Source organism: Herbaspirillum rubrisubalbicans, assembly GCF_003719195.1.
Taxonomy (GTDB): Bacteria; Pseudomonadota; Gammaproteobacteria; order Burkholderiales; family Burkholderiaceae_D; genus Herbaspirillum; species Herbaspirillum rubrisubalbicans.
This window is the reverse complement of the sequence record NZ_CP024996.1, coordinates 5,541,577-5,555,038: the sequence shown is the minus strand read 5'-3', so window position 1 is coordinate 5,555,038 and position 13,462 is coordinate 5,541,577. Positions and strand designations below refer to the sequence as shown.

The following is a 13,462-nucleotide window of genomic DNA, read 5'->3' as shown; positions in this document are numbered from 1 at the left end:
AGCGAGGAAGAAATGAACCAAGCCAAACGCCCGCAAGCCAAACCACAAGCCAAACAGCAGGCCAATGCCAAGCCCGCGGGCCAGACCAAGCAGGGGCCGGCGCGCGACAAGCCGCGTACCCATGTCTCCACCGAGGCGGCACGCCGCCGCCAGCATCAGGCGCACGCCGCCTCGCAGAGCCTGGATGAAGATGAACTGCGGGTGCAGCAGATGGTGGCGCTGGCCAGTGCGGTGGCCGCCAGTGCGCCGGACCGCCGCGGTCGCCGTATCGGCCAGGATGAGCTGGAGCGCATGGTGCGCAATACCCTGCGCGAGCGCGACGATGACACCCTGTATGAGGCCCTGGAACAGCTACGCTATGACGATCAGCGCGGCCACGCCTTCCTGCGGGACGTGGTGGAAGAGGGTGCCGACATCATCGTGCTGCGGCGGGGCGACAAGGAGCTCGAAATCAACGCCTTCCTGATCCCGCTGCTGGTACGCACCCGCGGCGGCTTGCGCGCAGAACAGGCGTTAGCCGATGGCGATGCCTTCGATGCCTTGCGCGCCAGCCTGCAGGAGGGTGGGCTGGAAAGCCCCCAGGCGCGCGTGGTGCTGGTGCACCATCTCTATCATCCAGAAGAGATCAATGCCCTGAGTTTCAGCGAAGTCGAGGCCATGAATCGCGATGCCTTCGCTTCGCTGACCGACAAGAAGATCCTGAGCGTGCCGGCCATCGAACGCAGTATGCGCGGCTGGCCGGCCAGCAGCTTTGCTGCCGACGATGAGGCACTGGAATTGCGCTTCCTGCTGGGCTTTGCATTGAAGGACGTGGACGATCCCTTCTATGCCATTCCGCCGCAGGAGGAGGCTGCCGACGCCTACTTCGAAGCGCGCGCCGAGCGCTTCCGCCAGTGGAGCGCGCAGGTCACGCCGCTGATGCAGCAATGCCTTACGGGTAGCTCCGGCGAGGCGGCGCAGTGTCAGTTGCACTTCCTCTACCAGGACTTGTTCCATGGCGCCAAGCGCACCGGCAATGGCGAGTACCGCACCTTGCAGACGCTCTCCGAACTGGAAGCAGGACTGGCGCAGGCCGGCGCCACGGCGGCCCAGGCCACGGCCATCCTGGCCATCGTCGAGGATGGCGACGAGGCAGAGGGCAGCCGCCTGCACATCGTCTTGCGCGGCACGCAAGGTGAATTGGCGCGCTCGATCCAGGCGGTCGATGGCGATCTGCAGGAAGCCCTGTTCGATGCCGCCGATGCCGTCACTTCGTTGGGCGTGGCGGCGCTGCGCCTGGCCGATGGTTTCGATGCCGCTGGCCTGCCGCTGCGTGAACGTGACTTCCCTCTTGGCTAGAGCAACGCCTGCAGGCTCAGTCCCATGGGCTTGCAACGGAAATACAGCTCCACCTGCATCGGTCGCCAGCCGCGAATGAGCTGGCGCAGATCGGCCTGCATCTGTTGCTTGCCGCAGAAGGCGCTGGCCTTGTCGCGGGCGGCCGAGGTCAGGGCGGCAATGGACATGGTATAGCTCACGCCGGTGGCCGAGACCATGTAGAGGTCGTCGTGTTCGGCGCTGACTTCGCTGAAGTTGGCACAGCCGCCCAGTGCCGCAGCACCCAGGCAGGCCACGACCAGGCTGCCCGCACGGCGGCGGTGTCGATGATGTTCATTGCGCATGAGTTACCCCTGTTGTCCTCGTTACGCCGCTGCCCGTGTGGCGTCATCAGAATTGCTCTGTGGCATCGACGTGGCAAGGCAAGCCTACCCGCGCAGCCGGCTCTGGTGGGGCGGGCTTACCCGGTTTTACCCGGAGGGTGCGACTGTAAAAAAATCTTCAATGGCGCTCGCATCAGGGCGCAGGCTGTCAATTTTCGTTCAGCCATGTCAGGCGACCGGCTTGCTGCTGGGCTACAATCGACCAAGCCGTCCGGCCATGACCGGGCGCAGACCACCGCCAAAACAGGGAGAATCCAGAATGAGCAATCGTCGCAGTTTCATCACCGGCGTGGCCGGACTTGCCGCCGCCACCGCCATGCCCAAGGTCTTCGCCCAGGCCGCCACTGCGAGCGGTGCCGCCGAGCCCACCTTAGCCCGCGTGCAGCGCACCAAGACCCTGCGCATCGGTGCGGTGCGTGGGGCTGCGCCGTACTACAACAAGGATCTGGCCAGCGGTGAATGGGGCGGCTTCATGATCGATTTCGCCAGGAGCCTGGCGGCCAGCCTCAACGTCAAGCTGGACATCACCGAGACCACCTGGGGCAATTCGGTACTGGACCTGCAGACGCACAAGATCGACCTGTTCTTCGGCATGAACCCGACCCCGGCGCGGCGCGAGGTGATCAATTTTTCCGAGCCGCTGTTCCTCAATGCCTTCACCATCGTCTCCAAGAAGGAATTCAAGACCTGGGCCGACCTCGACAAGCCTGAGGTGAAGATCGGCGTGGATATCGGTTCTTCGCATGACCAGTTGGTCAGCCGTGTCTGTCCCCATGCCACCATCGTGCGCCTGGAAAAGGCCGATGACGCCACCCTGGCGCTGCAGACCGGCCGGGTCGATGCGCAGGTGCTGGTGTGGTTGCTGGCGCTGAACATCCTCAAGAAGAATCCTGCTCTGGGCAAGATGACCGTACCGCAGCCGCTGGAGGCCACCTCCACCAACATCGGCCTGCCCAAGGAAGACGACAAGGCCTGGGCCGAGGCCGTCAACAAGTGGATCGCCGCCGAGCGCGCCGCCGGCAAGATCAAGCCGACCGTGCTGGGCAACCTGCAAAAGCTCTCCGGGGTGAAGCCGGAGGAAGTGCCGGCGCAGATTCCGTTGTAAAGATTGCTGGACCTTCGCCGCTGGACGCCAGAAAGACGAAACCCGCATCGACAACGCGATGCGGGTTTTTTCTTTGGAACAGGCCCTAGTTCAGGCGCTTGAAGTCGTTGGTGCGCACGATCAGCTCCAGCAAGGTCTCCAGCCTGATGACGCGCTCGGTCAGGTTCTCGATGCGCACCTGTTGCTGGCGCAAGGCTTCACTCTGACGGCCTACCTTGTCCTCCAGCTTGATGATGGTGGCCAGGGCGCTCCAGAGACGGCTGGTGAGGCCGAACATCATGGCCTCCTGGCAGGTGGCGCATCAGCTTCCAGCGCGGCGATGCGTGCATTGCTGGCGGCCACGAAGGCCAACGTCTCATCGATGCTGGCCGCGGCCCGTTCGGCGGCTTCCTGGGCCAGCGCCGCCAGTGCCTCCAGTTCTTCTTCCATCTGCCCGGCCTCGTAGGTGACGGCTCCCAGGCGCATCAATTCCGAGACCTGCAGCCCCAGCTTCCTGGCCTTGCTGGCGATGAGCTTCTTTTCATCAGTCGTGGCTTCGACCACGATGGTTTCGATGGCAGCAGTGTTCAAGGCAGACCTCCATGACAAGGGTGGTGAAGAGCCGCAAATTGCCTGATCGCACCAGCAAAGTCGAGGGAACGGCAGTTTTTGCCAGATCACTTCGGCTTTTTGCGGGATTGCCGCGCAGACCACGCGTGAGACAAGCGTCTCACCACCCCGCCATGCTGCGCCGCAGGACAACTCCCTGCGCACGCTGTGCTACAACGTCACCCATCGCGTCACCCATCGCATCACCCTGCTGCATCTCGCCTCACATCGTCTGAACCTGCCTCATCTTCGGTGACGGTGGTAACGGCGGTTACGTATTGTCAGGAGCCATCATGCCCTACGTTGCGAAAGTCAGTCATCTCGAACGCGTGCGCCGCTTGCTGGAAGGCAAGCCCGGCGGCGTCAGCAGCCCCTACCTGCAACGCTTGAGCTCATCCTACCTGCGCTCGCTGGACCAGCATCATCTCGACCCGGCCGACATGAGCGGGCCACGCGTGTTGAGTTCGGGCCAATTGCGTGAGGTGCAGCAGGGCGAGGAAGATTTCCTGCGCGCCTCCGGTCAATGTCTGTCAATGCTGCACCAGACCGTGCGCGAGGCCGACTATTGCGTGATGTTGACCAATGCCGGCGGCACCACCATCGATTACCGCGTGGACCGCGAACGCCGCCAGGATTTCAAGCGCGCCGGGCTCTATCTCGGTTCGTGCTGGTCCGAGAGCGAGGAGGGGACCTGTGGCGTGGCTGCGGTATTGCAGGATGCCTTGCCCATCACGGTCCACAAAAGCGACCATTTTCGCGCGGCCTTCACCACGCTCACTTGCAGCGCCGCACCCATCTTCTCGCCTGCGGGCGAACTGATCGGTGTGCTCGATGCCTCGGCGATCCGTTCGCCCGATGAGCGTGACAGCCAGAACCTGGTCAACCGCATCGTGCAGCAAAGTGCGACCCTGATCGAGGATGGCTACTTCCTCAACGCCATGGCCTGCGCCTGGGTGCTGCTGGTGCATCGCAGCCGCCACTATGTGGAGGCCCAACCGGAAATCCTGATCGCCTTCGATGCGCTGGGCAATATCATCGCCGCCAATCGTCGTGCACGGGAATGCATCGATGGCTTGCATTGCTTGCCGCGTCCCTTGGGCGAGGTGTTTGACCTGCACTTCGAACGCCTGCTCGACCGCCGCGCCCTGCAAGGTCTGCATCTGTTGCGGCTGCATGGCGGTGCCACGCTGTATGGCCGCGTGCGGGCACCGGTACCGCGCGCCGTGCGACCGGCGCGACCGGTGCCGGTGACCACGCCGGCACAGGCGGAGAGTGCCTCGGCCATCGATGCCAGCGCCCGCCAGGAACGCGACCAGATTGTGGCCGCGCTGACCGAATGCAAATGGCGCGCCCAGCACGCCGCCCAGTTGCTGGGCATGTCACGCGCCACGCTGTACCGGCGCATGGCGCGCTACCGCATCCTGCCGCCGCATCGACGTTAGCGGCCCAGGTCTTACCCGCAGACGGTCATAGAGCCGTCATCCCCGTCCCACCCACCATATCTATTGTCGAGATAGAGGAGACTTGTCATGCCCGAAGAAAACCCCAGCCAGCAGATCGCGCACACGCTGGAAGCCCTGCAAGCCGCACTGCGCGAAGGCAACCCGACCAAGGCCGCGGCCCTGTTCGAGGAGCAAGCTTATTGGCGCGACCTGATTGCCTTCACCTGGAACATCAAGACCCTGGAAGGCCGCGCCCAGATCAGTGCCATGCTGCAATCGCAATTGCCCCAGATGCGCGATATCCAGTTGCGCCTGGATCCCGACGAGACGCCGACCCAGGCCGATGGCCTCACCCAGGGTTGGCTGCTGCTGGAGACGGCCGTGGCGCGCGGCAAGGGGTATATCCGCCTGCGCGACGGCAAGATCTGGACGCTGCTCACCACCGCCGCCGAACTGAAGGGTCACGAAGAACCCAAGGGTGAACATCGCCCGCGCGGCGCCCTGCACGGCGTGCACACCGATCGTCGTACCTGGAAGGAAGAACGTGAAGCCGAGGCCCGTGAGCTGGGCTATACCCGGCAGCCATACTGCCTCATCATCGGCGGCGGCCAGGGCGGCATTGCGCTGGGTGCGCGGCTGCGTCAGTTGGGGGTGCCCACCATCATCATTGAGCGTAACGAGCGTGCCGGCGATAGCTGGCGCAAGCGCTACAAGTCGCTGTGCCTGCATGACCCGGTGTGGTACGACCATCTGCCCTACATCCCCTTCCCGGAGAACTGGCCGGTGTTCGCGCCCAAGGACAAGATCGGCGACTGGCTGGAGATGTATGCCAAGGTGATGGAGCTGAACTACTGGGGTTCCACGGTCTGCAAGTCGGCCAGCTTCGATGAGGCCAGCCAGCGTTGGACAGTGGTGGTGGAGCGCGAAGGCAAGCAGGTGGTGCTGCACCCGACTCAGTTGGTGCTGGCCACCGGCATGTCCGGTAAGCCCAATGTGCCGCGCTTTCCCGGTGCGGAAAACTTCCAGGGCGAGCAGCATCACTCGTCCCGTCACCCGGGGCCGGACGGCTATCGTGGCAAGAAGGTGGTGGTGGTCGGCTCCAACAATTCGGCCCACGACATCTGCGCCGCGCTGTGGGAAAACGGCGTGGACGTGACCATGCTGCAACGTTCCTCCACCCACATCGTCAAGTCCGATTCCCTCATGGATCTGGCGCTGGGCGATCTCTATTCCGAGCGCGCCGTGGCCAACGGCCTCACCACCGTCAAGGCCGACCTGCTGTTCGCCTCGATTCCCTACAAGGTCTTGCCGGTGATGCAAAAGCAGATCTTCGACAAGATCCGCGAGCGCGATGCCGACTTCTATCGACGCCTGGAAGAGGCCGGTTTCATGCTCGACTTCGGTGACGATGATTCAGGTCTCTTCATGAAATACCTGCGGCGCGGCTCGGGCTATTACATCGATGTGGGCGCCTCCGAATTGATCGCGCAAGGCAAGATCCACTTGAAGAGCGGAGTCGATGTGAAGGAAATCCGCGCCCATTCCATTGTGCTGTCTGACGGCAGCGAATTGCCGGCCGACGTCATCGTCTATGCCACCGGCTATGGCTCGATGAATGGCTGGGCCGCCGACCTGATCTCACGCGAGGTGGCTGACAAGGTGGGCAAGTGCTGGGGGTTGGGATCGGCCACCACCAAGGATCCGGGCCCGTGGGAAGGCGAGCAGCGCAACATGTGGAAGCCCACGCAGCAGCCGGCGCTCTGGTTCCATGGCGGCAACCTGCACCAGTCGCGGCATTATTCGCTGTACCTGGCGCTGCAATTGAAGGCGCGCATGGAGGGCATCGCCACGCCGGTCTATGGCTTGCAGCAGGTGCATCACCTGCAGTGACGAGGCAGCCTTGAAGCGGTAATGGCGCGCAGGAGGTCTGCGCGCCATTTTTTTGCAATGCTGGGTGAGCTCGCGTCAGCTCACTGGTCATCAGGCATTGAAGCGGGACAGGAAAGCCTGGGTTGCCGCTTCCCGCGGATGGTCAATCACCTGCGACGGCGGTCCGGCCTCGACCACCACGCCATCGCGCATGAACACCACCTGGTCCGCCACTTCGCGGGCGAAGGCGATTTCATGGGTGACCAGGATCATGGTCATGCCATCGGCGGCCAATCCACGGATCACGTTGAGCACTTCACCGACCAGCTCCGGGTCCAGCGCCGAGGTGGCTTCATCGAACAACATCACGTCCGGTTGCATGGCCAGCGCACGGGCGATGGCGATGCGCTGCTTCTGGCCCCCCGAGAGCTTTTGCGGATACATGTCGGCACGCTCGATGAGCCCCACCTTCTGCAGCAGCGCCATGGCCTGGGCGCGCGCCTCGGCCTTGGGCGTGCGCAGCACGGTGACCATGCCTTCCATCACGTTCTCCAGCGCCGTCATGTGCGGGAACAGGTTGAAGTGCTGGAACACCATGCCGGTGCGGGCGCGGAAGGCCGCCAGTTCGCGTTCCTTGGGCAAGTGCGACTTGCGGCCATTGAACTCGAAGTGGCGTGTGCCGATGCGCACCGAGCCGCGGTCGGGCACGGTCAACAGGTTCAGGCAACGCAGCAGGGTGGACTTGCCCGAACCGGAGGGCCCGATCATGGCGACCACGCTGCCGCGCGCGATCTCGATGGAAATGTCCTTCAACACCACATGCTCACCGAAGGACTTCTGGAGATGGCGGATCTGGATCATGGACTGGTTGTGTTCCTGGTTCATCGTGCTCTGCTCAATCATGCTGTGCCGCCAGACGGTTTTCCAGGCGCTTGGCCCAGATGGTGGCTGGCAGCAGGATCACGAAGTAGATCACCGCCACCAGGGTGTAGACCTCCAGCGGACGATAGGTTTCGTGGGCGATGATCTGGCCCTGGTAGAGCAGGTCGGGCACCGCCAGCACCGATAGCAGTGAAGTATTCTTCAACTGCATGATGGATTGGTTGACCAGCGGCGGCGTCATGCGCTTGAAGGCTTGCGGCAGGATCACGCGCTTCATCAACTGCCAGCGCGTCATCCCCAGCGCCCAACCGGCTTCGCTCTGCCCGATGTCGATGGAGACGATGCCGCCACGGATGATCTCGGAATAGAAGGCGCCGCCATACAAGGCCAGCGACAACATGGCGGCCATGCCGGCCGACATCTGGATATCCAGCAGCACCGGTAGCGCATAGTAGAACCACACCAGTTGCACCAGCACCGGCGTACAGCGGAACACTTCGACGAAGGCGCGCAGGGGAGCGGAGATGAAGCCATGGGAAGAGAGCCGACCCAGGCCCACCAGCAGGCCGACCAGCAGGCCCAGCGCGATACAGGCCACGGTGTAGCTCAGGGTATAGAAGAAGCCGATGCCGATGATGTTTCTGAATTGCCAGAGCGAGCCGAAGTCCCAGTGATACATCTACGTTTTTCCTTGGTTAGCAATTTCAGGTGCCCGCCACCAGGCGCAGCGATATCACAGGAACTGTGGTTGCGGCGCGCTGCGGACCCGGCCATTGTAATGGAGAACGGAGATGGTACCCACTGCGCAAATGCCTGGGGTGATGGCCCCGCAAATCCCTGTGGGAGCTGGCTTTGGCTAGAATGATGAGTTCGCGCTGGCGTGCCGTCGCGCCAATTCCCGACAGCCGGGAACATGTTTCTTCTGGCAGCGATACGATTCGTTCCATCGCCATCGGTAATTATTTATAAGATTTATATCATTTATTTTCTTCAGGGAAGTTGAGCCCAGACCATGCGCATCATCGTGCTGGGCGCCGGTATCGTCGGCGTCACCACTGCTTATTTCCTGCGCGAACGCGGCCATGAGGTGGTCGTGGTCGAGCGTCGTGCCGAGGTGGCCGCCGAGACCAGCGTCGGCAATGCCGGCCATGTCTGTCCGTCCTATGCCACCCCCTGGGCGGCGCCGGGGATGCCGGCCAAATCGCTGAAGTGGTCGCTGCAAAGCTGGCTGGGGATCGAGGCGGCGCTGCGGTTCACGCCGCGCCTGGATGCGCATCAATGGAAGTGGCTCAAGGCGTTCCTGGCGCAATGCACGAGCGAGCGCTATGCCATCAACAAGGCGCGCATGGGCCGTCTGGCGCGTTACAGCCACACCCAGTTAAAGCAGATCCGCGAGCGCCTGGACATCCGTTATGAACAGACCACCGTGGGCAACCTGCAACTGTTTCGCACCCAGGAAGGGCTGGACAATGCCGGCTTGTCCACCAGCGTCTTGCAAGAAGCCGGCGTGCCCTTCGAATTGCTCGATGCCGATGGCTGCGTGGCCTTCGACCCCGGCCTTCATGCGGCGCGCCACGAGATCAAGGGTGGGCTCTTGCTGCCGCGCGATGAGACCGGCAATTGCCCCTTGTTTGCGCGCGCGCTGGCAAGCTGGCTGCAGGCGCATGGGATGGAGTTCCACTTGTCCACAGAGGTGCAGGCCATCGAGGTGGCCGGTGACCAGGTCAGTGGTTTGCGTACCAAAAATGGCACGCTGCGCGCCGATGCCTACGTGGTGGCCTGCGCCAGCGCCTCGGTGCCGATGCTCAGGCCGCTGGGGCTGGAGCTGCCCATCTATCCGGTCAAAGGCTATGCCATCACGGTGCCGGTGGCCGACCCCGAGAGGGCGCCGCGCAGCGGGGTCATGGATGAGTACTACAAGGTCGCCATCACCCGCATGGGCCAGCACATTCGCGCTGCTGGCACCGCCGAGATCGGTAGTTGGGATACGCGCGTGCGTCCGCGCGACTGCGCTACGGCATTGAAGTCGCTCAACAATCTTTATCCACAGGGGGCCGACCTGAGCCGGATCGAATACTGGGCCGGCCTGCGTCCGATGACGCCGGATGGTGCGCCCCTCATCGGCGCCACCCGCTACCCCAATCTCTGGCTCAATGCCGGCCATGGTTCCAACGGCTGGACCACGGCTTGCGGTGCCTCGCGCATCATCGCCGACCGGATTTCCGGCGTGACCAGTGAGATCGAGAGTGCCGACCTGGAGCCGCAGCGGGTGATCTGATATCAGAGATCAGAGCACTGACCTCAGCGACTATTCAGCGACTATTCAGCGATCAAACAGCGCATCCACGTCGGCGCCATTGCTGAAGGTGCTCATCGCCCAACCGGTGGGCGCCTTGTAGAAGATGAACATCCAGGGGATGGCCTGGCGCTCGGTCTTTTCGATGTAGGTCAGCTTGATGAGCGAGTCGCCCACTTTTTCCGAGCGGATGAATTCGTAGCCGACCGAATTGCCCACCAGCGCCTCGATGGCCATGCGCGCGCTGCGGGCATGGGTGCGGGCGGTCTCGAAGGCACGGATATCGACCAGGGCATAGGGCGACAGCAGGCCGTAGGCATCATCGGTGTGGCCGGCGCCGGCCTGGGCCATGACCTTGTCGGTCAGGGCGCGCACTTCGCTTTCGGACTTGAGGGTGTCGGCCTGGGCGGCCTGCAATACGCCACCCAGGGCCAGCGTGGCCAGCAGGGTGCGAACGGTCAGAGCGGGCATGGAAGTCTCCTTGGAACAACGGTACAGGCGGCTATTGTGCCAGCACTGCGCGTCCTTGCGCTTTGCGCCTGGTGAGGTGCTGTTAAGTGCGCGCACGTTCAGCGTAAATGAAGGTAAAACGATCCTGGCGCGGCAATACGCGCCGCTATGATGGGCAGCCTGTAATCCGCGCCACCCGCGCCAGGCGGGCAGAGCAGGCGGATTGCGCACGGGGAGAGCATCATGCGCACCATCATTACTGCCAGCTTGCTGGTGTCATCGCTGTCGGGCTGCGTCGTCACCTCAGGCAATGCCCTGGTCGACGCGGTGGGGTTAGTCGGATCGACCGCCTCCACCGTGCGGGCGATGGCGCCCAGTTCGGTCCAGAATCCCATCGTCTACAGCAAGGATCCCATCCACGATGTCTGCATCGAGTGGAATGGGTCGGTGGCCTTGAGCGACTTCGTCCCCGGCCTGCAGGGCGAGCTGCAGAAGCACGGTGTGCAAAGCCGGGTCTATGACGCCGGCACGCAGTCGCTGGATTGTCCGGTGACGCTGAGTTACGTGGGCTATGTCAAATGGGATACCAAGGTCTTCACCGATGCCTATTCCCCCTATCTGACCTATGCCGCCCTGACTCTGCGTCGTGATGGGCGCGTGCTGGGCACGGCGCAGTACCGGCTGGGCAACTTCGGCCAGGACAAGTGGGCTTCGGCGGGTGACAAGCTGGCGCCGCTGGTCGATGCGCTGTTCCCGGGTAACCCCGTGGTGGCCGACAATGGGGCTGCCAGCGTGCGCGGCGGGACTAATGGTTTTTGAACCATCTATCCTCTAGATCAGTACAGAAAACCTTAAGAAAATGCGAAAAAAAAACGGCAAGCGATCTGCTTGCCGTTGGCGTTTCTGGATCGGCAGATTTACCAGATGGTCAGCAGCCGACGGAAGAAATTGTTGTCGCTGCTGGCGTCGGCAATGGAGCCGCCGCCCACCTGTTCCAGGCGCGCATCGGCCACGTTGGAAGACGCCACGATGCCGCCGCGGATATCACGCGTGCGCACCACGCCCGAGAAGCGCAGTGTATTGATGTTGCCGTTCACGCCAATGCGTTTTTCGCCCGCCACCACCAGGTTGCGGTTGGGCAGGACTTCGACGATGGACACCATCAGGGTGCCGGTCATGGTATTGCTGTTGCTGCTGTCGCCGGAACCCTTGAAGGTATTGTTGCCAGTGGCCGTATAGTTGGCGTTGTAGAGTTGCGTGAACAAGCCGCCCAGCGGAGCATCCGAGCCCGGACCCTTTTGCGTGAGTGAACTGTCGCGGCTGTTGTTGGTGGCGGCTTTGTTGCTGCTGCTGATGGATTCGGAAATGTCGATCTTGATGATGTCGCCCACGTTGTAGGTGGTCGGTTCTTCGAACAACTGGGCGCTGGAGACGCGGAAGATGGCGCCGTTGTTTTCCACGTTGGCGACCTGGTAGGCCGGGCGCACGCTGGTGGGGCCGGTGACCATCGGCGCCGGGCTGGAGCAGGCCGAGAGCAAAACAGCCAGCGCAGCCACGCTGGCAAGACGATACTGGAATGACATGGTGATCCCCCGATGGCAACCGGGCTGGATGCCCGGCCGATACAGCCGTCCACGCCAGAAGACGCAAGATGCGCGTGGCGGCGCGTGCAGGGATGATGCTGGCTTGGCGTGTAAGCAGCGGTTAGGTCGGTGTAAAGTGCGGCAAACAATAATCAACCCCTCTTAACCACAGCAAGGACCATGTATAGGCCACCACAGGCGGGGTGTTGTGGTGGCCTTGACTCGGGCTTGACGCGGCTTTGGCTCCGATGCGTCCTCACATTTCCGGGCATAATGACGCCACTCCCAACTCCGCGGTCTCGCCTGGCGTGATCGCAATCCATCATGGCAACAGAAAACAAACCGGCCGCGAACGCTTCCGAGGCAGCTGCCCCTAGCGTGCACGACCAGTTGGTGTCGACCCGCATCCGCCAGCGCATCAAGGCCGCCGGCGTGCGTTTCCACGCCAACGACAATATCGCTGCCTTCATCGAGGAAGGCGAACTGGCGCAATTGCAGGCCGAGGTGCAGTCCAAGCTGGCGGCTGTGCTGGAGAGCCTGGTGATCGACGTCGAGAGCGACCACAATACCCAGGACACCGCCAAGCGCGTGGCCAAGATGTATTTGAACGAAGTCTTCAAGGGTCGCTACCAGGCCGCCCCGCCGGTGACCGAGTTCCCCAACATTGAACGCCTGAATGAGCTGATGATTGTCGGCCCCATCACGGTACGCAGCGCTTGCTCGCACCACCTGTGCCCGATCATGGGCAAGGTGTGGGTGGGGGTGATGCCCAATGAACATTCCAACCTGATCGGCTTGTCCAAGTATGCCCGCCTGCTGGAATGGGTGATGAGCCGTCCGCAGATCCAGGAAGAAGCAGTCTCCCAGGCGGCCGACCTGCTGATGCAGAAACTGCAGCCGGACGGCCTGGCCATCGTCATGGAAGCCGACCACTTCTGTATGCACTGGCGCGGCGTGAAGGACATGGATTCGAAGATGATCAACAGCGTCATGCGCGGCTCCTTCCTGCGTGACGCCAACCTGCGCCGCGAATTCCTGGCGCTGATTTCCCACCGTCAACGAGGTTAATCATGCTGGTTCGTCTGATCTATGCAAGCCGTGCCCGCCAGGCCATCACCCATGACAGCATCGAGGCCATTCTGGCCGCCTCGCGCCAGCGCAATCCGCAGCAGGGCATCACCGGTGTGCTGTGCTACAGCGATACCATCTTCGTGCAGGTGCTCGAAGGTGGGCGTGATCAGGTCAACCGCCTCTATGGCCGCTTGCTGCGCGATGAGCGCCACCAGGACGTGATCCTGCTGGCCTATGAATCGATCGACGAACGCCTGTATTCCTCGTGGACCATGGGCAAGATCCGCCTGGACAAGATCAACCGTTCGCTGTTGCTGAAGTACTCGGTCACGGGCGAACTCAATCCATATGAAGTTTCGAGCTGCTCCACCGTGGCATTGTTGAATGAGCTGGCCTCGACGGCAGCCTTTGCCCAGCGGGACTGAAGTATTCTTCCAAGACCGGTATTGCGACCGGTGCAGATGAAGACGGCGCCC

At 62.7% G+C, this 13,462-nt stretch carries 15 protein-coding genes; 8 read left to right on the top strand and 7 right to left on the bottom strand.

Going from position 1 to position 13,462, the window contains the following annotated elements; all coding sequences use genetic code 11:
• The first annotated feature begins 12 nt into the window (after nt 1-12).
• Nucleotides 13-1,338 carry a DUF2863 family protein gene (locus RC54_RS24690; RefSeq protein WP_061790032.1) on the top strand — a complete coding sequence of 442 codons (1,326 nt, stop codon included), beginning with the start codon at nt 13-15 and terminating at the stop codon, nt 1,336-1,338.
• Here RC54_RS24690 and RC54_RS24685 read toward each other — a convergent pair.
• Nucleotides 1,335-1,661, bottom strand: a complete 327-nt coding sequence (locus RC54_RS24685) for a hypothetical protein (RefSeq protein ID WP_058897397.1) — start codon at nt 1,659-1,661, stop codon at nt 1,335-1,337. The genes RC54_RS24690 and RC54_RS24685 overlap by 4 nt on opposite strands.
• 298 nt (nt 1,662-1,959) lie before the next feature.
• On the opposite strand from RC54_RS24685, the gene RC54_RS24680 reads away from it, so the two are divergent.
• On the top strand, nt 1,960-2,805 hold the full coding sequence (locus tag RC54_RS24680; protein WP_017452778.1) for a transporter substrate-binding domain-containing protein: 846 nt from the start codon (nt 1,960-1,962) through the stop codon (nt 2,803-2,805).
• An 85-nt stretch (nt 2,806-2,890) separates the two neighbouring features.
• Here RC54_RS24680 and RC54_RS24675 read toward each other — a convergent pair whose 3' ends face one another.
• Both RC54_RS24675 and RC54_RS24670 read right to left on the bottom strand, forming a co-directional pair.
• A complete protein-coding gene (locus RC54_RS24675; protein WP_244216417.1) occupies nt 2,891-3,085 on the bottom strand; it encodes a hypothetical protein in 195 nt (64 codons plus the stop codon).
• Nucleotides 3,082-3,375, bottom strand: a complete 294-nt coding sequence (locus RC54_RS24670) for a hypothetical protein (protein ID WP_061790034.1) — start codon at nt 3,373-3,375, stop codon at nt 3,082-3,084. Before RC54_RS24670 ends, RC54_RS24675 begins: the two co-directional genes overlap by 4 nt.
• Nucleotides 3,376-3,686: 311 nt before the next feature.
• Here RC54_RS24670 and RC54_RS24665 point away from each other — a divergent pair, with 311 nt between their 5' ends.
• Complete coding sequence (locus tag RC54_RS24665) at nt 3,687-4,835, top strand: sigma-54-dependent Fis family transcriptional regulator (RefSeq protein WP_061790035.1); 1,149 nt, start codon at nt 3,687-3,689, stop codon at nt 4,833-4,835.
• Nucleotides 4,836-4,922: 87 nt separating this feature from the next.
• On the top strand, nt 4,923-6,725 hold the full coding sequence (locus RC54_RS24660) for an NAD(P)/FAD-dependent oxidoreductase (protein WP_061790036.1): 1,803 nt from the start codon (nt 4,923-4,925) through the stop codon (nt 6,723-6,725).
• 90 nt (nt 6,726-6,815) lie between these two features.
• On the opposite strand, the gene RC54_RS24655 is transcribed toward RC54_RS24660, so the two are convergent.
• Both RC54_RS24655 and RC54_RS24650 read right to left on the bottom strand, forming a co-directional pair.
• Entirely contained in the window at nt 6,816-7,589 is a 774-nt protein-coding gene (locus RC54_RS24655; protein ID WP_058897392.1) for an amino acid ABC transporter ATP-binding protein, read from the bottom strand.
• Nucleotides 7,590-7,599: 10 nt separating this feature from the next.
• Nucleotides 7,600-8,265, bottom strand: coding sequence for an amino acid ABC transporter permease (locus RC54_RS24650; RefSeq protein WP_044529174.1), 666 nt, complete (start codon nt 8,263-8,265; stop codon nt 7,600-7,602).
• Between the two features lie 333 nt (nt 8,266-8,598).
• On the opposite strand from RC54_RS24650, the gene RC54_RS24645 reads away from it, so the two are divergent.
• Nucleotides 8,599-9,864: a D-amino acid dehydrogenase gene (locus RC54_RS24645; protein ID WP_061790037.1), complete on the top strand. Its 1,266-nt coding sequence runs from the start codon at nt 8,599-8,601 to the stop codon at nt 9,862-9,864.
• Between the two features lie 45 nt (nt 9,865-9,909).
• Here RC54_RS24645 and RC54_RS24640 read toward each other — a convergent pair whose 3' ends face one another.
• Nucleotides 9,910-10,353, bottom strand: coding sequence for a hypothetical protein (locus RC54_RS24640; RefSeq protein WP_061790038.1), 444 nt, complete (start codon nt 10,351-10,353; stop codon nt 9,910-9,912).
• 222 nt (nt 10,354-10,575) lie between these two features.
• On the opposite strand from RC54_RS24640, the gene RC54_RS24635 reads away from it, so the two are divergent.
• Nucleotides 10,576-11,151: a hypothetical protein gene (locus tag RC54_RS24635; protein WP_058897389.1), complete on the top strand. Its 576-nt coding sequence runs from the start codon at nt 10,576-10,578 to the stop codon at nt 11,149-11,151.
• A gap of 98 nt (nt 11,152-11,249) precedes the next feature.
• Here the strand turns inward: RC54_RS24635 and RC54_RS24630 are convergent, their stop codons facing one another.
• Entirely contained in the window at nt 11,250-11,915 is a 666-nt protein-coding gene (locus RC54_RS24630; RefSeq protein WP_044529170.1) for a flagellar basal body L-ring protein FlgH, read from the bottom strand.
• Nucleotides 11,916-12,239: 324 nt separating this feature from the next.
• Between RC54_RS24630 and folE the strand changes: the two genes are divergently transcribed.
• On the top strand, nt 12,240-12,983 hold the full coding sequence (folE, locus tag RC54_RS24625) for a GTP cyclohydrolase I (RefSeq protein WP_058897388.1): 744 nt from the start codon (nt 12,240-12,242) through the stop codon (nt 12,981-12,983).
• A 2-nt stretch (nt 12,984-12,985) separates the two neighbouring features.
• Complete coding sequence (locus RC54_RS24620; RefSeq protein WP_061790039.1) at nt 12,986-13,411, top strand: BLUF domain-containing protein; 426 nt, start codon at nt 12,986-12,988, stop codon at nt 13,409-13,411.
• The last annotated feature ends 51 nt before the right edge of the window (nt 13,412-13,462 follow it).